At 45.5% G+C, this 21,389-nt stretch carries 23 protein-coding genes; 13 read left to right on the top strand and 10 right to left on the bottom strand.

Annotated elements, in window-relative coordinates; genetic code table 11:
• The first annotated feature begins 266 nt into the window (after window positions 1-266).
• From QUB64_RS31875 to QUB64_RS31885, 3 genes are all read left to right on the top strand, one after another.
• Window positions 267-1,526 carry an ABC transporter substrate-binding protein gene (locus QUB64_RS31875; RefSeq protein ID WP_333274543.1) on the top strand — a complete coding sequence of 420 codons (1,260 nt, stop codon included), beginning with the start codon at window positions 267-269 and terminating at the stop codon, window positions 1,524-1,526.
• A 177-nt stretch (window positions 1,527-1,703) separates the two neighbouring features.
• Window positions 1,704-2,654: a branched-chain amino acid ABC transporter permease gene (locus QUB64_RS31880; protein WP_333274540.1), complete on the top strand. Its 951-nt coding sequence runs from the start codon at window positions 1,704-1,706 to the stop codon at window positions 2,652-2,654.
• Window positions 2,655-2,812: 158 nt separating this feature from the next.
• A complete protein-coding gene (locus QUB64_RS31885) occupies window positions 2,813-3,748 on the top strand; it encodes a branched-chain amino acid ABC transporter permease (protein ID WP_333274537.1) in 936 nt (311 codons plus the stop codon).
• Between the two features lie 40 nt (window positions 3,749-3,788).
• Here the strand turns inward: QUB64_RS31885 and QUB64_RS31890 are convergent, their stop codons facing one another.
• Both QUB64_RS31890 and QUB64_RS31895 read right to left on the bottom strand, forming a co-directional pair.
• Window positions 3,789-4,058: a hypothetical protein gene (locus QUB64_RS31890; RefSeq protein ID WP_333274533.1), complete on the bottom strand. Its 270-nt coding sequence runs from the start codon at window positions 4,056-4,058 to the stop codon at window positions 3,789-3,791.
• Between the two features lie 16 nt (window positions 4,059-4,074).
• Window positions 4,075-4,506 (bottom strand): DUF4329 domain-containing protein, encoded by a 432-nt coding sequence (locus tag QUB64_RS31895; RefSeq protein WP_333274530.1) that lies wholly within the window; start codon window positions 4,504-4,506, stop codon window positions 4,075-4,077.
• Between the two features lie 231 nt (window positions 4,507-4,737).
• On the opposite strand from QUB64_RS31895, the gene QUB64_RS31900 reads away from it, so the two are divergent.
• The 4 genes from QUB64_RS31900 (at window position 4,738) to QUB64_RS31915 (ending at window position 5,730) form a co-directional block, all read left to right on the top strand.
• On the top strand, window positions 4,738-5,052 hold the full coding sequence (locus QUB64_RS31900) for a GIY-YIG nuclease family protein (protein ID WP_333325890.1): 315 nt from the start codon (window positions 4,738-4,740) through the stop codon (window positions 5,050-5,052).
• 11 nt (window positions 5,053-5,063) lie between these two features.
• On the top strand, window positions 5,064-5,222 hold the full coding sequence (locus tag QUB64_RS31905) for a hypothetical protein (RefSeq protein WP_333274524.1): 159 nt from the start codon (window positions 5,064-5,066) through the stop codon (window positions 5,220-5,222).
• Window positions 5,213-5,359 (top strand): hypothetical protein, encoded by a 147-nt coding sequence (locus QUB64_RS31910; RefSeq protein WP_333274521.1) that lies wholly within the window; start codon window positions 5,213-5,215, stop codon window positions 5,357-5,359. Before QUB64_RS31905 ends, QUB64_RS31910 begins: the two co-directional genes overlap by 10 nt.
• A gap of 152 nt (window positions 5,360-5,511) precedes the next feature.
• A complete protein-coding gene (locus tag QUB64_RS31915; protein ID WP_333274518.1) occupies window positions 5,512-5,730 on the top strand; it encodes a hypothetical protein in 219 nt (72 codons plus the stop codon).
• Window positions 5,731-6,368: 638 nt separating this feature from the next.
• Here the strand turns inward: QUB64_RS31915 and QUB64_RS31920 are convergent.
• Entirely contained in the window at window positions 6,369-6,827 is a 459-nt protein-coding gene (locus tag QUB64_RS31920) for a hypothetical protein (protein WP_333274515.1), read from the bottom strand.
• Window positions 6,828-7,346: 519 nt separating this feature from the next.
• Here QUB64_RS31920 and QUB64_RS31925 point away from each other — a divergent pair.
• On the top strand, window positions 7,347-7,853 hold the full coding sequence (locus QUB64_RS31925) for a hypothetical protein (RefSeq protein ID WP_333274511.1): 507 nt from the start codon (window positions 7,347-7,349) through the stop codon (window positions 7,851-7,853).
• Window positions 7,854-7,885: 32 nt separating this feature from the next.
• Complete coding sequence (locus tag QUB64_RS31930; protein ID WP_333274508.1) at window positions 7,886-8,527, top strand: Uma2 family endonuclease; 642 nt, start codon at window positions 7,886-7,888, stop codon at window positions 8,525-8,527.
• A 235-nt stretch (window positions 8,528-8,762) separates the two neighbouring features.
• On the opposite strand, the gene QUB64_RS31935 is transcribed toward QUB64_RS31930, so the two are convergent.
• Window positions 8,763-10,049: a Glu/Leu/Phe/Val family dehydrogenase gene (locus QUB64_RS31935; RefSeq protein WP_333274505.1), complete on the bottom strand. Its 1,287-nt coding sequence runs from the start codon at window positions 10,047-10,049 to the stop codon at window positions 8,763-8,765.
• A 429-nt stretch (window positions 10,050-10,478) separates the two neighbouring features.
• On the opposite strand from QUB64_RS31935, the gene QUB64_RS31940 reads away from it, so the two are divergent.
• A complete protein-coding gene (locus QUB64_RS31940; RefSeq protein ID WP_333274502.1) occupies window positions 10,479-11,090 on the top strand; it encodes a DUF4126 domain-containing protein in 612 nt (203 codons plus the stop codon).
• A 251-nt stretch (window positions 11,091-11,341) separates the two neighbouring features.
• Here QUB64_RS31940 and hemH read toward each other — a convergent pair whose 3' ends face one another.
• A complete protein-coding gene (gene hemH / locus QUB64_RS31945; RefSeq protein WP_333274499.1) occupies window positions 11,342-12,505 on the bottom strand; it encodes a ferrochelatase in 1,164 nt (387 codons plus the stop codon).
• 100 nt (window positions 12,506-12,605) lie between these two features.
• On the opposite strand from hemH, the gene QUB64_RS31950 reads away from it, so the two are divergent.
• Window positions 12,606-13,247 (top strand): class I SAM-dependent methyltransferase, encoded by a 642-nt coding sequence (locus QUB64_RS31950; protein WP_333274495.1) that lies wholly within the window; start codon window positions 12,606-12,608, stop codon window positions 13,245-13,247.
• 382 nt (window positions 13,248-13,629) lie between these two features.
• Here QUB64_RS31950 and QUB64_RS31955 read toward each other — a convergent pair whose 3' ends face one another.
• The 3 genes from QUB64_RS31955 to QUB64_RS31965 all read right to left on the bottom strand — a co-directional run bounded on the left by QUB64_RS31955 (window position 13,630) and on the right by QUB64_RS31965 (window position 17,433).
• A complete protein-coding gene (locus QUB64_RS31955; protein WP_333274493.1) occupies window positions 13,630-14,760 on the bottom strand; it encodes a hypothetical protein in 1,131 nt (376 codons plus the stop codon).
• 233 nt (window positions 14,761-14,993) lie between these two features.
• A complete protein-coding gene (locus tag QUB64_RS31960) occupies window positions 14,994-15,686 on the bottom strand; it encodes a GDYXXLXY domain-containing protein (RefSeq protein ID WP_333274492.1) in 693 nt (230 codons plus the stop codon).
• Window positions 15,687-16,029: 343 nt separating this feature from the next.
• Window positions 16,030-17,433 (bottom strand): DUF2157 domain-containing protein, encoded by a 1,404-nt coding sequence (locus QUB64_RS31965; RefSeq protein ID WP_333274490.1) that lies wholly within the window; start codon window positions 17,431-17,433, stop codon window positions 16,030-16,032.
• Between the two features lie 100 nt (window positions 17,434-17,533).
• Between QUB64_RS31965 and QUB64_RS31970 the strand changes: the two genes are divergently transcribed.
• On the top strand, window positions 17,534-17,683 hold the full coding sequence (locus QUB64_RS31970) for a hypothetical protein (RefSeq protein WP_333274487.1): 150 nt from the start codon (window positions 17,534-17,536) through the stop codon (window positions 17,681-17,683).
• Between the two features lie 258 nt (window positions 17,684-17,941).
• On the opposite strand, the gene QUB64_RS31975 is transcribed toward QUB64_RS31970, so the two are convergent.
• A complete protein-coding gene (locus tag QUB64_RS31975; protein WP_333274483.1) occupies window positions 17,942-18,652 on the bottom strand; it encodes a DUF547 domain-containing protein in 711 nt (236 codons plus the stop codon).
• Window positions 18,653-18,948: 296 nt separating this feature from the next.
• Complete coding sequence (locus QUB64_RS31980) at window positions 18,949-19,338, bottom strand: pentapeptide repeat-containing protein (protein WP_333274481.1); 390 nt, start codon at window positions 19,336-19,338, stop codon at window positions 18,949-18,951.
• 129 nt (window positions 19,339-19,467) lie between these two features.
• Between QUB64_RS31980 and QUB64_RS31985 the strand changes: the two genes are divergently transcribed.
• Window positions 19,468-20,946 carry a bifunctional orotidine-5'-phosphate decarboxylase/orotate phosphoribosyltransferase gene (locus tag QUB64_RS31985; protein ID WP_333274552.1) on the top strand — a complete coding sequence of 493 codons (1,479 nt, stop codon included), beginning with the start codon at window positions 19,468-19,470 and terminating at the stop codon, window positions 20,944-20,946.
• Window positions 20,947-21,389: the final 443 nt, after the last annotated feature.

Here is a 21,389-nt window from a genome sequence, read left to right on the forward strand (position 1 = left end):
TCTCTCTCTGGCGCTTTATTAATATACTTATTTCGCAAGGGGTTGTCAAGCGTTTTGCGAAAATATTTTTGATTTTTTTCAAACCTATACACCGTAAGGGTTTTGTCTGTTAATCGATGCTTAGATGGACGATCGCCCACTCTGCTTTTCCGGATGTCACCTGTTTTGATCGGTAATGGTAAGGTTTTTTCGGGGGACTCTTCCGCTAATAGGTAGAATATCTCTACAGACAGATGTTCTATATATATGTGTTCGATCGCCCGCTCATGAAAAAACCTACTGCTCGTCCTAGTGCCTTGTTCGTTACCTGCGCCTCACTGCTGATGGCTTGCAGTCAGACCAACACTCCCCAAACTGGTACTAATACAGTATCTCCAGGTACTTCACCAACTCCCACAGCTACGCCCCAAGCTTCGGCTGCGGGGAACTCTACCGCTATTGCGGTTGGGGTTGGGGTGGCGCAAACTAGCAATGTGGCTTTACTCGGCCAGGAACAGGTGGCTGGGGCGAAAATTGCTGAGAAGTATTTCAACGATAAGGGTGGCGTAGATGGGACGGCGATTAGACTGGTGTTCCAAGATACGGGTGGAGATGAACAAGGGGCGATCAATGCGTTCAATACTCTGATCAATCAGGATAAGGTTGTGGGTATTGTGGGCCCAACTCTATCGCAGCAGGCTTTTGGTGCCGATCCGATCGCCGATCGCGCCAAAGTTCCCGTACTCGCACCCTCCAACACCGCTAAAGGCATTCCCCAGATTGGCGATTATGTAGCCAGAGTCTCCGCGCCTGTCGCCGTGGTAGCACCTAATGCAGTTAAAGCGGCCCTCAAGGAAAATCCCAATATTAAGAAAGTGGCCGTGTTTTTTGCTCAGAATGATGCTTTCAGCAAATCGGAGACTGAAACTTTCCAGAAAACGGTTAAAGAGATGGGGCTGGAATTGGCAACAGTCCAAAAATTCTTGACTACTGATACAGATTTCCAATCTCAAGCCACTAATGCGATTAATGTCAAGCCCGATTTGATAATTATTTCCGGGTTGGCCGCAGATGGAGGCAATTTAATTAAGCAATTGCGAGAGTTGGGCTACAAAGGCGTTATCATTGGCGGCAACGGTTTGAATACTTCCAATGTATTTACTGTTTGCAAGGCTCTTTGCGATGGGGTTTTGATTGCTCAAGCATACAGCCCGGAATATCAGAATGAAGTTAATAAGGCTTTCCGCGATGCTTATCGCGCTCAATTTAAGAAGGAACCACCTCAGTTTAGCGCTCAAGCTTTTACGGGCGTACAAGTTTTTGTGGAGTCATTAAAGGCAATTAATGCTAAGTCGAAGGTTAGTGAAAAGCCTTTACCAGAATTGCGTACAAAGCTTAATGAGCAGTTGTTGACTGGCAAGTACGAGACGCCTTTGGGGGAAATTTCTTTTACGCCGGAAGGTGAAATAAATCAAAAAGACTTTTATGTGGCACAAATCAAAATGGAGGCGGATGGAGTTAATGGGAAGTTTGAATTTTTGAAATAAAGGAAGTTCGGCAACGGATGCAAGTAGCGGATTTAACGGATGTTAGGAAGTTCGGCAGCGGATTCGCTCCACGGATGTAACGGATGTAATGGATGTAATGGATGTTAAGAAGAAGGAGAATTGTTAGTTTGTCGATCGGTGAATGATTTAATTTTGATGCCTAATTCGTGACTGGCGATGGACTTAACTCTGTTTCTGCAACAATTTCTGAATGGTTTGTCGATCGGCAGCGTGTATGCTATTTTTGCGCTGGGATACACGCTGGTGTTTTCTATTCTCGGAATTATTAATTTTGCTCACGGTGCGGTGTTTACTTTGGGTGCTTATTTCACCTATGCGCTGATGGGCGGTGCTTTCGGTTTTAATGGGTTGTTGGCTAATGCTAGAATTCCCGTGCAATTGCCTTTTGCTGTGGCGCTAATCTTGGGTAGTACGCTGGCTGGTTTGGTGGGAGTTATTGTTGAAAGAGTTGCTTTTTTGCCTTTGCGCCGCAGAAACTCAGATCCTCTGCTGACGGTGGTTTCTAGTTTGGGGGCTGCGGTGGCGATCGCAAATATCATTCAATATCTCGTCGGGGCGGAAATTTACACTTTTCCAGCTAATACTTACGGTAATTTGCCAGCAGCTATTAACTTTGGTACGGCGGATCGACAGATTCCGATTCGCACTGTGCAAATAGTGATTTTTTTGGTGGCTGTGGCGATTGTTAGCCTGCTAACTTACTTGATAAATTTCACAAAATTTGGTAAAGCAATGCAGGCGGTGGCTGAAGATGCTACTACTTCTAGTTTGTTGGGGATTGATACTGACAGGTATATTGTTTTGACGTTTTTTGTGAGCAGTTTTCTGGCGGGTTTGGCGGGGAGTTTGGTGGGTTCTAGTGTGAGTATTGCTGGACCTTATTTCGGGATTGCTTTTGGTTTGAAGGGTTTGGCGGTGATTGTGCTGGGTGGGTTGGGGAGTATTCCGGGGGCTGTTTTTGGTGGGTTTATCATTGGTTTGGTGGAGGCTTTTGTGCCGGGAGATTTTTCTGCTTATAAGGATGCTGTGGCTTTTGCGATATTGTTTGTGATGTTGTTGATTAGGCCGCAGGGTTTGTTTGGGCGGCGTTTGATTGAAAAGGTGTAAGATTTTTACGATTATTATTTAGGCTTTTATGTGCTTGTTGAGGAGGCTTTTTTGTGAACCGCAGAGGACGCAGAGGACTCAGAGAAAGAGAAAGAAAAGAGAAGCAAAAAGTGGTTTAATTAAATCATAATTTTTATAGGTTTAAAATCTAAAATCATATGACTGCATTTTTTACTACTTACGGTTTTTTGATTGTCTCGATGTTGTTGGGTGCAATGTTGGGATTGTCGCTATATTTGCCTTTGATGACGGGACAATTGTCTCTCGCTAGCCCGGGTTTTTATGCTTTGGGTGGGTATATTGCGGCGATTTTGTCTGCGACGGTGTTTCAAACGACGGGAGGCTTGTTTCCGCTGCCACTGCTGTTAGTGGAGATGGTAATTGCAGGGGCTGTTTCGGGGTTGCTGGGTATTTTGGTGGGAGTTCCGGCGCTGCGGTTGCGGGGGATTTATTTGGCGATCGCAACTATTGCTTTTGTGGAGATTCTCCGCGTATTATCGCTGAATCTGGACATCACTGGCGGGGCTGTGGGGATTTTTGGGATTCCGCAACCGTTTGGAACGCCGATCGAGTATTTGTGGATTGTACTGCCTTTGCTGCTGGTCAGCATGGCGATTATGTACCGGCTGGAACGCATCCGGGTGGGGCGGGCTTTTGCGGCGATTCGGGCTGATGAGTTGGCCGCAGATGCGATCGGCATTAACCCGACTTTTTATAAGGTTCTGGCTTTTACGTTGGGTGCTATTTTAGCAGGCGTTGTCGGTGCGGTTAGCGCGCATTTCCTCAATACTTGGAACGCCCGTCAAGGAACTTTTGATGCTAGTATTATTTACTTGACTTCTGTGTTAATTGGTGGTAGCAGAACCTTTGTCGGGTCGGTTTTGGGCGGGATGGTTTTTACTGCTTTGCCGGAGGTTTTGAGGGGGATGGCGACTATTCAGGGATTGCCGGTTTGGTTGGCGCAATTTCTGCGGGATGGACGCTTAATTATTTTTGGGTTGCTGATTGTTGTGGGGACGATTTTTTTTCCGCAAGGGTTGGTGACGCCGGAGTTGTTGAAGAAGTGGAAGAAGGGCGATCGCAATTCTGTTTAAAATTAGATTATTGGTATATAAAAGTGCGATCGCGCTGTACCTATTGCCCCCAAAGCACTCTCTCGATGCTAATATCCTCTGGATTAACTTCAATAATTAAATCCCCACCTCGCCGCCCAATATAATCTCTTGCCCCATAGTTCACTCGCCATACCCAGCTATCATTTTGAGGATGCTGCGTCAGGCTGATGATGCTTTGCATTACATCAATATTCAATTCACGGGCACGTTTATTAGCAGCAGCGATCGCACGAGCAATTGCAACGGCAATATCATCTTGAAGCACATCTGAACTTAATGTTCCAGTCATAATTAGCCTCCACTTTTCAACCTAGAAGGATAGATGTATCCGAAATCTCACTTACTTGTCCATTCTGTGCAATTAGATAGATTTTTGCTTGCGAAATCACAAACTCACCTACGTAAGAGGCTCCCTTTAAATCAGGATCGTCTCTAACAGCACGCTTATCTGTGTCACTAGGTTCTTGCAAATAATCGCCTCCAGTATTGGGATGAGTGTGAAACGACGCAACAATAGCGCCTTCCCCAATTTTACACTTTGGATGAGCAGGCACAATGATGCTATTCTGATTGCCGACTGACCATCGCACAACACTGAGATTTCCTGCTGAATCTTTCAAAATGAAACCGCCTTCTTCGTGTCCGCCAGTTACTCCAGGTTGAGAATCTTCCCAAGCTTGCTTTAATTCTATACGAATTAAAGGGTTGTTTAAGATTTCCGTGTATCCTTGATTCATTGGGTCCAGGTAAATAGGAAATTTTTGAGGCTCGTGTCAAACCATCTGGTAGCATAACTCATCTACGACAAAGAGCGATCGCCGATCGATAAAAAAAGTAAGGGGCGATCGCTTATTGAATGAGTACGTAAGTCTTAAAATGGAACATTTTCGAGCGGTTGAAGAGCGTGAGGGCTGATTTTGAATGAAGTTGAGGAGCAAGCCAAAAGATTGTTGCAAACGCTATTATCTGTGCCGTTTGAGTCCTGTGCATTAATCACCCGTGAATTTCGATATCTCCCACTGTCACCTGGACTGTATGCCGTCAAGCATCGGGAGTATGGGCTACTTTATATTGGCAAAGCAAAAAAACTCCGAGAGCGATTTAGAGGTGGACACAAAGCCTGCACCTGGTCATGGTTGGATGATTATAACCATCGAGATGTTGCGATCGCGTTCGCACCGCTCTCAATGGTTGATGTTCTAAAATTGGGAGATGAGCTAGAAAGCATTCTGATTCATGCGACACAGCCCCGATACAATGCGAGATATCCTAGTAGAAACTAAAGGTTGTAGCCATGCAAACTCTCCCCCAAACTGATAGAAATCATCTCAGCCATGATGCCGCATTGATGTTGTTGGCAGTGTTACCGGAGCGCATTCGCGATGCTTATTTGAATTATGCCAAACAGATTGACTATTCCATCGAAATGGTACTGGAGATGGCATGGCACTAGCCGACTTCCTCGACCCTGATTCATTGACGTTCACAGACTGTCAGCCTCAGATCGGTTTACCTTTAAACGAAGATCGGGTTGCACGATCGGGAATCGAAGGGCGATCGCGATGCACGATCGAGATTATCCGCTTCTAATATCGATGTCGATCGGTAAAAAGAGAGGGGCGATCGCCGATCGATAAAAAAAGAGAGGGGCGATCGCAAATTAGGTCTTTGTACATTGCTACTCTCCTAGAGGCTCAATCGTTTATGATAAATGTATCCTCGTATATCTGGGAGTTTAAACAATGTCTCTCGCTGAGTTAATTCCTTTGGTGAACAATCTGAGCCAGTCAGACAAATTATCACTTTTTAAACTCCTAGCCGTGCAAATCCCAAAGGCTGAACTACAAGTTATCTTTTCTGCATCAGAGTATCCGGTTTGGTCGCCCTACGAGGCAACGGAAGCTGCAAACATTCTGATGCAGATGATTCAGGATGACCGAGAGCCATATACTCATGCCTAGTACAATCGAGTTTCCCTTTTCTGACGATGAAGCATTACCCACGATCCCCATCACTCGCTCGTCATGCAAGCTTTTCTGTCTCCGCGAATGCACTGCTAGATAGTGGGTCTGCGGTCAACCTATTACTTTATGACATAGGGCTGCAATTGGGTGCAATTTGGGAGGAACAAACTGTCCGCTTGCCATTGGCTGGAAATCTTGCAATGGTTGAGGCGCGGGGTGTATTTGTGCAAGTTCAAATTGGGAATCTGGAACCAGTTCGTCTAGCATTTGCCTGGGCAGAATCCTCTCAAGTACCCTTAATTCTTGGGCAAACAAACTTCTTTCGAGAATTTGATGTTTGTTTTCAGAGATCGCGATGCCTGATCGAGATTATCCGCTTCTAATCAGGGTCGATGTCGATCTGTAAAAAAGAGAGGGGCGAGCGCCGATCGATAAAAAAAGTCAAGAGCGATCGCATCCGCACAAAGAGTACGATCGCCGATCGAGAAAAAAAGTAAGGGGTGATCGTATCTACCCCCTCATCTCCTGTGGTCTGGTAAGGAGATAAATAGGTGACGAAGTGCGATCACCTTGCTAATAGAATGGGGATTGCCCGGCATCTTTGTAAGGTGATGGAGGCCATAATACCCAATATTTTATCCAGGATTGGGGCAAGTACCAATATTTGTCAAACCTTGAGAGATAACTTCTAGAGAAAGACCTTCCAGCGGCGCTCCAAATTGCTGGCGTAACAATCCGAACAATGACGGTCCTACGTGGCAAATCTCTTGACGGGAGTTGATGTACATCACTTTGCCTTGGTTGTTTGGTGGCACATAAAGCCCTTGAGGCCATAGACAACCACCTCGAAAATTATAGGGGGTAAAAGGTGCATTTCCTCTACTCGGCATACCTCTATTAACGAATAGCCTCAACTGGGGAGGACCGACAATGTGACACGAAGTTTTCTCGGTGTTATTCCAGTAATAGTTGTGACCTTGACTCGCATAGATACCAGATGGGATGTTTGGAGGTGGTGGATTCTGAGCTACCCCTGGTATTGTAGAAGCAAAAATTCCAACTCCAGAAATCATGGCCACAATCAATTTTTTCATACTTATCTCCTTTTACGGATTCATCTTTAACAATCTAAGTGTCAAACAATACGTTCCCAATCAAAACCCAAGCCCGATCGCCCTGTCAGTCGAATTGAGTCTGAACTTTTCCAGAAAGATTTGCTCTAATGTCGCAAAGATCGGGTAATATCAGAAAAGCCTGCCTATCTGACCGATCTGTGAACATCGCAGAAGTCTTAAAACTGGTAGATGAAATTTTGTTCACCAATACAGGCGATCGCCCAAAACTTACAATATAATTTAGAGTGCGATCGCAAGTCACAAAACAGTCAATCCCGATCGCTCTCGGTTGAGGACCGGAATTAAGTTCGCAGCCACTTGCTCTAGCGAAGCTGCTTTTTATCTTCTTCCGTATCATAGACCGATCGCCCAAAACTGAAAAGGGAAAAAAGACGGAAAAAGACGGGTATTTCTCAACTAGGGGTTCAAGGCGGAAAAAGACGGATAAAGACGGAAAAAGTCTGGTATACTAACTCTAGTTCTCTGACACCCCTACTGATGAACACTGCCGATATCTTGGAATTTGTAGATGAAGCGCTCCACGTGAAAACAGGCAAACATCTCAATGACTTGCAGCGTAAAATTATCGAGGGAATACTGAACCGACAAAAGTATTCTGATATTGCAGGTACTTACGGTTGTACGGCGGGTCATGCTAAGGATGTAGGTTACAAGCTTTTGCAATTGTTATCTGATGTTTTTGATGAACCAATTGATAAAGGTAATCTGGAATCTGTTTTAGAACGGCAATTAAACCTGAATATCAATTTGGTCGATCGCACTAATATTTTTGGTAATAGCAACACAATTAACTATATCAATGCTTGCTCAGAAGTACCCACTACTGCCACCGATAAAAGTCAGCCTCTGAATCCTGAATCTCAGGGCAACAATAATCAAGTTAAGATTGAAGCGGTGGGTAAGTTACGGCAGCTTGGCTTGAGCGATGAGCAAATTGCAGAGGTGCTAGGCTTAGCCTTGGAGGTAGTGAAGCAGATGGATTAATAAATAAAGAGCTTTTTAGAGGTAGAAATTTTATGTTTGCAGTCGTCACGCCAGAAAAAATTCATTTACCCCCAGGAACAGTGATTAAATTGCCTGGTACTTGGCAGGATTATCAGGCTCTTGTGCAACAATTAGGAGACCGTCAGATTCCGCGCATCAAGTATCGGCCAGGAGAGATTTTGTTAATGTCCCCTTTACCCGTACACGGACGACAAGCTCATATTATTGCTATGGTGGCAATGGTTTTGCTAGATTATTTGGGGTTAGAGTATGAAGCGTTTACACCGATTACGATGGATTTGCCGGAGGTAAGGGGGATTGAACCGGATTATTGTTTTTATATCGATAATTGGGCGGCGATCGCAGGTAAAGACAGAATTGCTTGGGGTGTGGAACCACCGCCGGATTTGGCGATCGAAGTTGATGTCACTAGCTACACGGATGTGGATGATTATTTGCCTTACCGAGTACCAGAAGTGTGGTTATTCAAGCAGAATCGGTTGAGGATTTATTGTTTGGAAGGCGAGGGCTATGTGGAAACCTCTGTCAGCCGTTTTTTCCCTAATTTTAATATATCAGAACTTGTCCTGGAGTGCTACCAGATGTCGCGCGATCGCAATACAAGCGTGGCGATTCGAGAGTTGCGGCGAAAAGTTGAGATGGAGAATGCTTGAATCAGTCCTCTCTCTTCGGTTTTTATATCATGTCCGGTTGATTGACCGCAATAAGTAAGGTTCGTAGTGCGGACTTCAGTCCGCATAATGCTGCGGACTGAAGTCCGCACTACGAACTGTCATTGTTATAGTAATCGACCGGACATGATATTAGTGAGAATTTCATACCAAATCTAGGCTTACTCCCTCCTTGATTCTTCTGTCTCTTATTTCCAGACGAAAGCTCGCACTTCTGTCAACCGTTTAGGTAATAATCTCGCGTTCCTTTCGCATTCATCGCTTCTCCGAGTCGGCGCAAACCGTACACGTAAGCAGCAGTTCTCATGCAAACTGACAATTCCTCAGATATTTTCCAAATTGCCTCAGTTTCTTCGACCATTTTGTGCTGCAAGCGCTGGTTGACTTCCTCCAGCGTCCAATAAAGCCCGCTGCGATTTTGCACCCACTCAAAATAACTAACCGTTACGCCACCGGCATTGACTAGAATATCAGGGATTACCTGAATTCCCCGCGCTTCCAAAATTAAATCAGCAGCCGAACTAATCGGCCCGTTAGCAACTTCAAATATCAACTTTGCTTTGACATCGTTGACATTTTCTTCAGTAATTTGATTCTCCAAAGCTGCTGGAACCAGCAGGTCTACATCTAATGCTAAAAGTTGCTCGTTTGTCAAGATTTCGTGTTCGACAATATTGCAAACAGAACCTTCGCAGTAAATAGCTTTGATACCTTTGTTAGCTTCTTTGAAGCGGCGGATGCTGGGAATATCCAGCCCTTGTTTGGCATAAATTCCCCCTTGGGAATCGCTGACAGCTACAACTTTGTAACCTGCTTTCCAGAGCAATTCTGCTAATTCTGCACCGGCATTGCCGAAACCCTGGACGGCTACAGTTGTCTCGCCAGGAATTCGCTTATATTTGGGTAGCAGATTTTCAATCACAAAAAAAGCACCGGTGGCTGTTGCCGTATCTCTGCCCAAACTGCCGCCGATTGTGACTGGTTTACCTGTCACCACCGCCGGACTGAGCTGCCGTTTGATAATATTGTACTGATCCATCATCCAACCCATAATCATCGGATTGGTGTAGACATCCGGTGCGGGAATATCGACATCGGGGCCGATGAAATCTGCGATCGCATCTACGTAACCTCGGCTCAACCGTTCCAATTCGAGTTTGGACAATTCTTTGGGATTGACAGTGATTCCGCCCTTAGCACCTCCAAAGGGTATGTTGAGAACTGCACATTTAAACGTCATCCAAAATGCTAAGGATTGCACTTCATCGAGAGATACTTTTGGGTGGTAGCGCACTCCTCCTTTAGATGGGCCTCTGGTATCGTCGTAGCGCACTCGATAACCTTGGAAAATTCGCAGCGCACCGTCATCCATCCGCACGGGAATTGATACTATTAAACTGGATTTGGGATATTTGAGCCGCTCGATCGTATCCTCGGAAAGGGATACATATTTTAAAGCTCGTTCTAGTCTGCGGCTGGCATCGGTAAATAATGATTCAGACATAAGATGAAGGAAGTTCGGCAACGGATTTTATAACGGATGTAACGGATTTAACGGATGGATGTTGAGGTTCGAGGTTCGAGGTTCGAGGGGAGATAGGAGAATAATGTGCCGGAAAGCTCTGGGTTAGCTGGTATTTTAAATTTAATTATTTGGGCTTAACTGCTGGTTTTTCGATACTTTCTCATTTAATCACGATCGCGGTTTAATTCTGCATAAGTGGCTTCTGCACAAGCGCCTTCTAGTTTTTGTCGATCGACAATCTGGCAGTCCCAAGCAGCGATTCAGCAGATACAGTTAAAATAGAGGGTGATATTCAAGCTCAAGTCGCTATTTGAGTTCGATCGCTCAAATCACCGCCAGCCACCAGGGGAATCCAATTATGAAATCGATCGGATCGAAGCTTGAGCAAACGTTATGAACTGAATTATTATGGTTGGACTCCTAGCCGCGCTCTCTGCGTCTGCGGCGGGGGGTATGAGAATTGCCCTGCCCCTGCTGTTGATTGGTTTGTTACGAATTGACAAACTTTGGTCGGAAATACCTTTATTGTCTGGGGTTCACCCCCAAGTGGTGATATCCATCTTGGTGAGTTGGTCGCTATTAGAGTTATTTGCTTCTAAAACTTTTGTGGGACAGCGGGTGCTGCAAGTTGTGCAAGTTATTTTCAGTCCCATTGTAGGAGCAATTATGGGAATTGCGATCGCTCAGGTAAGTTCGATCGACGAAATTACTGCTCACCCTTGGATGGTGTGGATTATTGGTGTTGTCGGAGGTTTGTTGGCTTTAGTGCTGCAACTGGTACAAGCAGGATGGCTTTACCGATTGAGGAGTTTGCCGATTTGGGTGATTTTCCTCCAAGATGTTCTCTGCATTTCGTTGGTTTTGTTTGCCTTTGATGCGCCGCGGCAGGGAGGTTTAATTGCTATGCTGCTGCTGTGGCTGGCAATTCGCAGTTCTAAGGAGTGGTACCGCTGGTACAAAAGTCAGGAAATACCGGGCGACAGGGGAAATCCCCGCCGCCACAAGCGCGATCCTGATTAATTTTTAGGTACGTTGTTGCGCTTGAGCGCTCTTTCTTTTATATATAGGAAAGAGCGCTCAAGCCCAATAACGTACCTGTTATTTAATGTGACAGTTGCGTCCAGGAATGAATTTAGTCTCGATACAAAAACCGCCCTCTTGCGGTTTTTAGATGCGCGGGGCGGGTTTTGTATTGAGATTGTTGGTCTGCTGTTGCTTGAGATTGCAGGCTCAATCTGTACCTAAAGATCGATCGCACAACCGATTATTATTTAAAGCAAGCCGATCGAGTGTAGCGGGCCATGACCCGTAATTAACTCGATCACTAATGCTATAAAACCAATCATTGCTACACGACCGTTCCAGACTTCCGCCCCCGTCGTCAAACCCCACTCCCATTGCTCTTGAGGGTACATTTTAACTTTCTTGGAAGGGCGTATCACATCGGAGAATTTAACGCTGGGAGATTCTATCGATTCGATGACTAAATCTGCCAAGGCTTCAATAAATACCGGATGAGTATTCAATGCAGGGACTCGATAGAAATTTTCAATCCCCGACTCTTCTGCTAATTCTCGATACTCCATGTCAATTTCTTGCAGAGTTTCGATGTGCTCGGAAACAAAACTAATTGGAACTACCAACAAATCTTGGACTCCACTTTCTGCCAATTCGGTAATCGCCTCTTCGGTGTAAGGCTTGAGCCATTCCACCGGGCCAACCCGACTTTGGTAAGCTAGTGTATGTTCGTTCGATCGATTCAAATGCTCCACAATCAGACGAGTACAATCTTGAATCTCCCGCTGATAGGGGTCTCCCGCCTCTTCTACGTAGCTGAGGGGGACGCCGTGGGCGCTGAAAAAGATGTGAACTCGATCGGGATTTGGACTGTGATCTAATTCTTGGGCGATCAATTCCGACATTGCCTGAATGTAGCCTGGTCGGTGATACCAAGAAGGAATCGCGGTATATTCTATCTGGTTGAGATCGGGATCTTGGTTCCACATTTCTTCTAGCTGTCGGAAGCTAGAACCGCTGGTGCTGATCGAAAATTGAGGATACAATGGCAAGATTGCCAATTGTTCGATGCGATCGCGCTTTATTTTGGCGATCGCCTCTTCAGTAAAAGGATGCCAGTAACGCATCCCCACGTATACTCTGGCATCTTGTCCCTTAGACTGCAAGAGTTCTTGCAGCGCCAAGGCTTGTTCTTCGGTAATCCGCCGCAAAGGAGAGCCGCCCCCGATTTGGCGGTAGTTTTCCTGAGATTTCTCAAAACGCAGAGTCGAAATCAACCAGGCGAGCGGTTTCTGCATCCACGGAAACGGAATCCGAATGATTTCCGGGTCAGCAAACAAGTTGAACAGGAAAGGACGGACATCCTCGATTTGATCGGGCCCGCCCAAGTTTAATAGCAATACTCCCACACGACCCATAGCGGTTACAGCTCTCCCATCGTCTCAGTTCTGTTACTTATTTTAATAATATAGCTTCATAATATCTTAAGTCGATAGCAAGCTATACATAATTTTGACTGTGGCAACAATTTTTAGAGATTTAAGTTATCGGTATCAGTGGCTCTACGATGCGATCGCGCGTCTGGCTGCTTTAAGCGTAGGTGGCGAGGATCGTTTTCGGCAGCTAGCGTTGCAAAATTTGAGCGTCAGCGCGGAAACTCAAGTTTTAGACCTTTGTTGTGGCAGCGGTCAAACTACGCAATTTCTGGTGCAATATTCCCAGGATGTCACAGGACTCGACGCTTCGCCATTATCTCTGCAACGGGCAAGAAAAAATGTGCCGTCTGCCAAATATGTAGAAGCTTTTGCCGAGTCGATGCCTTTTGGCGACTGTGATTTTGATTTGGTGCACAGCAGCGTTGCGATGCACGAAATGCAGCCCCTACAGTTGAGGCAAATTTTTCAAGAAGTATACCGCGTACTCAAGCCCGGTGGTGTATTCACTTTGGTAGATTTTCATCGACCCACAAATCCGGTATTTTGGCCGGGGTTGGCTGTATTTTTGTGGTTGTTTGAGACTGAAACTGCTTGGGAGTTGATCGAAACTGATTTGGGGAGTTTGTTGGCAGAGGTGGGATTTCAACCCTACAATTTCGCAGGAAGTCAACAATCGAAACTTTTTGCTGGCGGAAGCATTCAAGTTATTCAAGTTCAAAAATAGGTAGTCAGTAGTCAGTAGTCATTGGTCATTAGTCATTAGTCATTAGTCATTAGTCATTAGTGAGTGAGTGGCTAAGAAACCGGGTTTCTACGATTTTTTGGTTGAGTAACGATAAATCTCGGCAGAAACCCGGTTTCTCAACTCAGCGCGGGTGGCTAAGAAACCGGGTTTCTACGATTTTTTGGTTGAGTAACGATAAATCTCGGAAGAAACCCGGTTTCTCAACTCGGCGCGGGTGGCCAAGAAACCGGGTTTCTACGATTTTTGGGTTGAGTAATTATAAATCTCGGCAGAAACCCGGTTTCTCAACTCGGCGCGCGCATCCTACTATACTCTAATGCCCCATGCCCCATGCCCCATGCCCCATGCCCCCTCCCCATGACTAAACAAACTTTTTCGCTTCAGCCAAAGCCGCCTCAAACTTGAGCAATACATCCTTTTCTGTGTGAATAACTTTCTCCTGTTCCAGCAGCGGGCGGCCAAAGCGAAAAATGCCGTCTTGCTCTACGTGGTCTACAGCAGGAAGCGTTTCAGGATGCGGCAAGAATTTTCTGCCTATCGTGTACGGCGTGTGGAAAGAAAAACTAAAATCGGGAAACTTGTCGCTCTTGATTTCGAGGTAGTAAAGCGAATAATAATCTTTGGTTTCGCAGTAGACGCATTCGCGGCACTTGTTTACCAGTTTCCGGTTCTGATAGAAAAAATCCCACTTGTCCCAATAGTAGTCATCTTTCATCATGTCCTGGTGGTCGTCGCACAGTTCGAGATATAATTTGTCAGCATCGGGAGGACGGTAAAAGTAAAGCATAGCGTAGGGCATTTCAATCAGTAATTTGACTGCTTGATTTTTGCGCTCGTACCATTCTTGCTGCTGAGTTTCGTAAATTTCGTTAGAATTATTAGAATTAATTGCTTTAAAGTTGTTTAGCTGATGTTCTTTTGCCCACCGCGACGCCCAAACTGTCCAGTAAGCTAACTGGAAAGTTGCTGAGATTTCCGCCGAACCTTGTTCTTTCCAGTCGGCAATGATTTTTTCCCACGCGGCACTAAAAGCTAATCGCGATTGTTCGTTTTGTTCGGAGTTTTCTGTATTGATTGGGTCGGCTTTTGGGCGATGATTTTTAATTAGTCCTTTGGGTTCTTTGCGCCAGTTATCAATGTCGGTTGGCGTGAGACTTAAGATGAATCTTCTGTCGTGAACGGGATATTCTAAGTGAATTCCAGATTTGCGGAAAGAGCGGTATTCTAAGATGGGGAGCTTGCCTTGTTCGATCCACTGCTGGCGTTCTGCTGCCGAACACTTGAGCATTGCTTCTAATTCTACCGGATCGACGGCTAATTCACTTTTGAAGGTCTCCCAAAATCTTTCTTGTTCGGCTGCATTTACTTCCAGCACTGATACAATTGTGCTGACGATGCGATCTGTTTGGTCTTGGCAATTGTCGGGAAGTCCTAAAAATTCGAGGAGTTGGGCTTTGAGTATTCGTCTGGAAGAGATTAGCTCGGCTAACATGAGAAGCTCCAGTAGAGTCTGAACTTGCACCCTTGAATTCGCAAGATTTGCGCAAGTCTATATATCTTAATAGATTCTATTGAGTTGTCGGCAATTGCATTCAAATTCGATCGACCTTTACCGATATCCCCGCGGCCGACGCACTGCTGTGCGATACCCGCAACACCTTGATTTTACTGGATTTGAGCTTTGAGGCGGTGAAGCTGCACTTCACCAGCTTGCCGCTAAACCGGCTAAAATCGATAATTGCGATCGCGCACCCACAAACTCACAGGCACAGCATGGCCAGTTTTGTCAACCTTTACTTCCACGACAAAAGACTGCCGCTGTTTTCTTTGAGCTTCGCTAATCTCGTTATTGACTTTTTCCCTTTCGTTCTCTGGCATATAATAAGTTTCCAAGCCGTATTCCATCCGCGAACCGTTATATTTGCCTTTAATTGCGATTTGACTGGCAGGCAAATTGGCTGGATTTTTCCGACTTACGCGCACGGGTTTCCAAGCTTGGGGGCGGCCTGGATGCTGGGGGTTTTTGGGAGATTCTAAGATTACATAAAAACTGGTTTGTGGCTTGACATTGTGCGTTTTTGGTGCGCAAACAGTTCCGGACGGACAAGGTGCTTGGTCTCCTGGTAAATCTTGCCAGCCGGGGAGCTTTTCGAGATTTGTGCGATCGGAAATATCATAACTCAAAACTTGGTAATATCCGCGCAAAAAATCGTAAGGATCTACTGGTGCAGTTTGCAGGACAACTGTTTTGCCTGTCACAAAAGTGTAAACTGCTGGGGCGGGAACTGCGGCAATCAGTCCAATTTGTAGAATCAATGGAAACCACAGCCGCCACGGGGGAAGGCATTTTGCAGCGGGGGGAAGGGTGAAGGATGGGGGCTGAATTAAAGTGTCGGTTGTTTCTGAGTTCTCGTTCATATTAGTAATTGGGAATGGGTAATTGGGAATTGGTAATTCGTTTAATTTATAGAATAGAAGGCACATAAACTATGGTTGATAGCTGAGTTGAGATCCCCCCTAACCCCCCTTAAGAAGGGGGGGACAAGAGTGTATTATAGTCCGCCATTATTCAGGAAGAATTGGAAATCGCCTCCGCCCAAAATAGCGAGCTAAAATAGCGAGGAATAGTGCATTCAATTCCCCCATTATTAAGGAAGGCTTGCGGGTATGAAGCGCAAAAATTGGAAGAGTGTACTCAAGTTCCCCCCTTCTTAAGGGGGGTAAGGGGGGATCGGATTCCAGTAAAACAACTATCTAACTCCTAATCATCGTTAATTTTGGCGAAGTGCCGCTCGAACCACAAACCAGCGGCAATTACGCCAATTCCGCACAATACAAATACAAATGATTTTAGCAACAATTCTGTGTTGTATTCAAAGACTCGACTGATAATTTGCAAAGTTATCAATACCATTCCTCCCCAAAAACTCTGACGGTTTCCTAAAGCTAAACCTTCTCGGATTAAGCCGACTGCGAGCAGAAATGATAAGACATTAAACAGAAAAGTTGCTAATTGAGGAATCGGAGTAAAAGTGAGGTGAAAAAACGGTATGAAAGCGCTGGCGATAATGAAAAGTGCGATCGCACCTGCGGTCAAATTTACTCCTTTTTGAGTGCGGAGGCCCAACTCCAAACGTCCCAAATGCAGCCACTCAAACACCGCTAAAACACCCAAAACCGCGACATTTGCCAAAAAACTCCAATCCAGCCCAATTGGCGCAGGATTCGGCGAATCTTGCCAAAACCAGTGGAAAGAAAGAATGTAAAACAGACCGGCGAGAAACAGCAGTGCTAAACTGCGGGCGGTAGGTTGAAACAGCCTGCTGTGTACTGTCGGCCACATGGTATCGTCGTATCCCCACAGCAAAGCGGGCGCTAAACCACAAAATATTGCTGCACCCCAGCCGCCATCTGCTGCTTGGGCGATTGAAACTTGTAATGAGAAAATTAGGACGATCGCACCTATAGCAAAAATAACACGCGATCGACACCAATAAGCCAACGGCACAAACATCAAACTCGCAGCAATTGGCATTTGCCACACCAAAACTTGCAGCCAAGAAAACTCGACTTTAGAAGACCAATCTAACACCGCCAGCCAATAGCCGAAACCGATTAAAAGTGCCGACAAAACGCCCAAAGAAGTCAACCGCAAACTGTAGGCCATTCCTAGCACGCCGATTCCCCAAACTAGGAAAAGTCCGTAGGAAGAACCGCCGATGTGGAACATTTGCGCCATCAGCGCCATATTTGCTCCTAAAATCAGAGCACCTAACAGCAACAATCCTTGGCCGAGAAGTTGGTTTCGCCCTTTTGTGAGAGGTAAAATACTTTGATTTGAGCTTCTATTTTGGGATGGTGGAATTCGCCACAAATAGAAACCCGCTGCATTGACTGCGACGAAAACGCTCAGCAGCATTGCGACTCTGACTTCGCGCGACCAAACTTGCCAGTTTGCTGCTACAAATGTGATGACTCCTATACCGAGGAGAATCCCGCCGAGACTCATCAGAATGCTGAGGAAGCGGTTGCGGGAAGCGGTTTCCAGAGTGTGGAATTGATAGCGTTGTGCAAGTTGTTGGTAGAGGGAAGAGTCGATGAGTCCTTCTGCTTCCCAGACTTTAGCTTCTGCGCGCAATTCGCGCCGAAATTTATCTGAAATCATTTTGAATATTCCAGAGTGTTTTAACTGTGATTGTTATAATAATGTGACTTGTCGGTCGATTGTCGGTGGATGTTGGGACACCTGCTTAAGTTGCACAGGAGTGTTTGAAGACAGTAGACTTGAATTGCCTATATATTGGGAATTGGGCATGGGGCATGGGGCATGGGGCATGGGGCATGGGGGATGGGAATGGGGGATGGGAATTGGGAATGCACCAGATTTTGAACTGCAAGTTTTTTATGATTACTGATTACTTTTTTGCCCAATTGCCAATTACTAATTACCCAAAACCCCAAGCGTCCGCACATTTTTCTCTATAACTCAATACGGTTGACTTAAGAACAATCTGGCTTGCAAACAATGCCTGTATTGCCTATAAAATCGTGAGATTAAATTCGTCAAAAACCCCTAAGTCAACCGTATTGCTCTATAACTGCTATAGTTTTAGATTGTGCATCTGACTCTAATATATAAATTCTCAAAAAATACCTAGAAATCAACAAAAATCTCAACTATCAACTTGATTTAAATTCCAATCGTAAGGCAAAAAAACGATCGCCCATTCATCGCTTACTCCCACCTCCGGCCCCAAATAACCGCCCACATACGCAGCCACCGAACCCGCCGCCTTGACAAAATCCTCGCCGTACCACTCAAAAATCTTGCTCAAATAAAGCGTCTTTTTCCCAGCATCGTACCGCACTTTATCGGGATTCTTGATAAAACTACTTGCATCAATCTCCAGTTGAGTCCGCACAGACTCGGGGAAATAAGCACCTCGGCGCAGCAGCGGGCACCCGACGGAAGCGCAAACTAAGGCAAAATGAATGCGGGGTTCGGCAAATTCCGGCCGCAAAATTGCGTGTTCGATTTGATTGAGACTGTACTTTTTGCCGCCAACAATCGAGTTGGAACGGGTGAAGAAATCCAAAAAAGCCAGCCAGTTGGGGATTCCCAAAATTTTGGGACGGATGGAGGCGATCGGGTATACTTCTATTACTTGGGAAATTGCGATCGCATTGTACGCATTCAGCCACAGCGCCAGCCGCGCATCCGCATCGGTAACAGCAGCTAAATCTACATCCGCTAAAGTTCCCAGCCAATTGCTCAAAACCTCCGCCCCTTCAGCTTTCCAGCGGCGGTAATTGACGCGGCCCCCAGCGTCAACGTAGCGTTGTAGCAATTCGTCCCAAGTCGAAAAGTCGATCGAATTTATCATTAAGTAGAAGGAAGTTCGGCAACGGATGCAAGTAACGGATGTAACGGATGGAAGGAAGAAGGAAGAAGGAAGAAGGAAGAAGGAAGAAGGAAGAGGAAGAGGGAAGAAGACATATACAGCAAGCTTGAGAGCTATCCGTATTTCACGTTTAATTAGGTGGATTTACTTCCGACCCACATTCTAAGGCCGACATTGCTTTAGCTTCTGGTTCTATATGATTGTACACTTATTTTCTTTTAACTCTTGTGCGGTAGGCTTCGACGCTGCCCAAAACTTAAATTTAAGTGTACAACAGCTTATTTAATACTACCGTCAACCCAAGTCGCCCCTTTCAGCTTAGCATTTTCCAAATTTGCCCCTGTCAAATCGGCTCCGGTTAAATTAGCCTCACTCAAATCAGCACCTGCTAAATTAGCTTGGCGCAAAGAAGCCCCACTGAGGGAAGCCCCGCTCAAATTTGCCCCAGCTAAATTAGCTTCTCTGAGATTTGATCCTCTCAAATCCGCCCCTTGCAAATTGGCATTTGCTAAACTCGCTTGCTGGAGGGGAATGCTTCTCAAATCGCATCCCGGACATTGGTTAGTTTGCCGCAACTGGTTGATTTGCTGGGGGTTCGCTGCAATCACTGCTGTAGCCAGCCCGAATATCAGTCCAAATGAAATCGCTCCTAAAGTTACAGATTTCATGGTCTTTACCTTCTACAATTATAAAAGATTCTTAATTTAAACTTCAACGGGGAGCGGTTTATTCCGGCACAACACCAATCCCACTTTCAGATGCAAATTTGTAATTTTTCGTTACCAAACAAAGCAACTATGAGCGATCGCACCAACTTTTTTGATAAACTGTTAGCGGCTGTTGAAATCAATCAAAGTCTGCTCTATTTAGCCCTCGATCCAGACCCGGAAACCTTACCCTCACTGGTTTCGATGACTGTCGAGGAAACTCAAAGTTTTGTAACTGATTTGTTGTCAAGGCTCAAAAGTGCGATCGACCAAACAGCCGATTTAATCTGCGCCTGCAAAATTACCCTCGGTTTTTATCAATCTCTCGGCATTCCCGGCTGGCAACTGCTGCAACAAATATTAACAATTATTCCCCAGCACCTACCAGTAATTTTAGATGCCAAACACAGCGATTTCAACACCAGCGCAGTCTTTGCCAAAACCGTATTTCAAGACTGGCAATTTGACGCTATCACCTTAAGTCCCTACGCGGGATTCGACGAAGTAGCGCCATTTTTATTATATCCCGGAAAAACAGTCTTTGTCCTCTGTGCAACTGCCAACCCATCAGCGGCGGCTTTGCAAGAATATCCGACAGCAGAAAACCCTTTGTACTTGCAATTAGTCCGAGTATCTCAGACTTGGGGAACTCCCGAAAAACTGGGTTTAGAAGTAGGAGTAATGCCGGATCTGTTAGCGCGCATCCGCAAAGCAGCTCCCGAACGCCTGATTTTAATCGAAGGAGACATCGCCGAAGAAAATGACATCGCAGAAGGAAACGACCTCGCGCAACTGCTGGCGGCCGGTTTAAGCAAGAATGGTGAGGGTTTATTGCTGCCAGTGCCCCCGAGTTTGTTGGCGGGGAAGGAACCGCGCCGAGAAATTGAGAAATTGCGGGATAATATTAATCAAGAGAGGCTGCGCGCGATCGAAGGAAGTCCGACTTGCGAATTGTGGCTACCGGATGTTTGCTTTTTGCAACCAGAACCCAACCGCGATTTAATCTTGCAACTTTATGATATTGGCTGCGTGGTTTTTGGCGACCACGTACAAGCATCGGGCGCCGTATTTCCATATTACATTGATTTGCGCAAAATCATTTCAATTCCGCAAATTTTCCATCAAATTGTCAGCGCCTACGCAGACATTCTCAAGGATTTAAAATTCGATCGCATTGCGGGGATTCCCTACGGTTCTTTACCTACAGCAACGGGTTTAGCATTGCGCATGGAACGCCCGATGATTTTCCCGCGCAAGGAAGTGAAAACCTACGGTGCGGGTAAGTTAATTGAGGGGCATTTTCAGCCTGGAGAAACGATAGTCGTAGTCGATGATATTTTGATTAGCGGTAAAAGCGTGATGGAAGGTGCGGCGAAGTTAAAATCTGCGGGGTTGAATGTGGAAGATATTGTGGTTTTGATTGACCACGAACAGGGAGTGAAAGATAAATTGCAGGCTAACGGTTATCGCGCACATTCTGTGCTAGCACTTTCAGAAATAGCTCACATTTTGTACCAAGCAAATCGCATTGATACTGACCAATTTAATATGTTGACAGCAGAAGGTTAAATCCCCAATTCCTGTAGGGGCGGGTTCGCCGACATCTATGAAACCCACAAATAATTTCATAAACCCGCCCTCTTCGCCGTTGGTTAAATTAACATTTAATATTAAAATTTTGGATACATTTGTATTGTTTGTTAGGTGGGGGCGGGTTGATGAAATTATCGATTTTTACCGTGAAATTTGGGTGAACCCGCCCCTACAATTCGGGGATTTTTTATCATTTTTTTATGTCACAAATTTGGGTACATTTGTATTGTTTGTTAGGTGGGGGCGGGTTGATGAAATTATCGATTTTTACCGTGAAATTTGGGTGAACCCGCCCCTACAATTCGGGGATTTTTTATCATTTTTTTATGTCACAAATTTGGGTACATTTGTATTGTTTGTTAGGTGGGGGCGGGTTGATGAAATTATCGATTTTTACCGTGAAATTTGGGTGAACCCGC

Source organism: Microcoleus sp. Aus8_D2, assembly GCF_036702665.1.
Lineage (GTDB): Bacteria > Cyanobacteriota > Cyanobacteriia > Cyanobacteriales > Microcoleaceae > Microcoleus.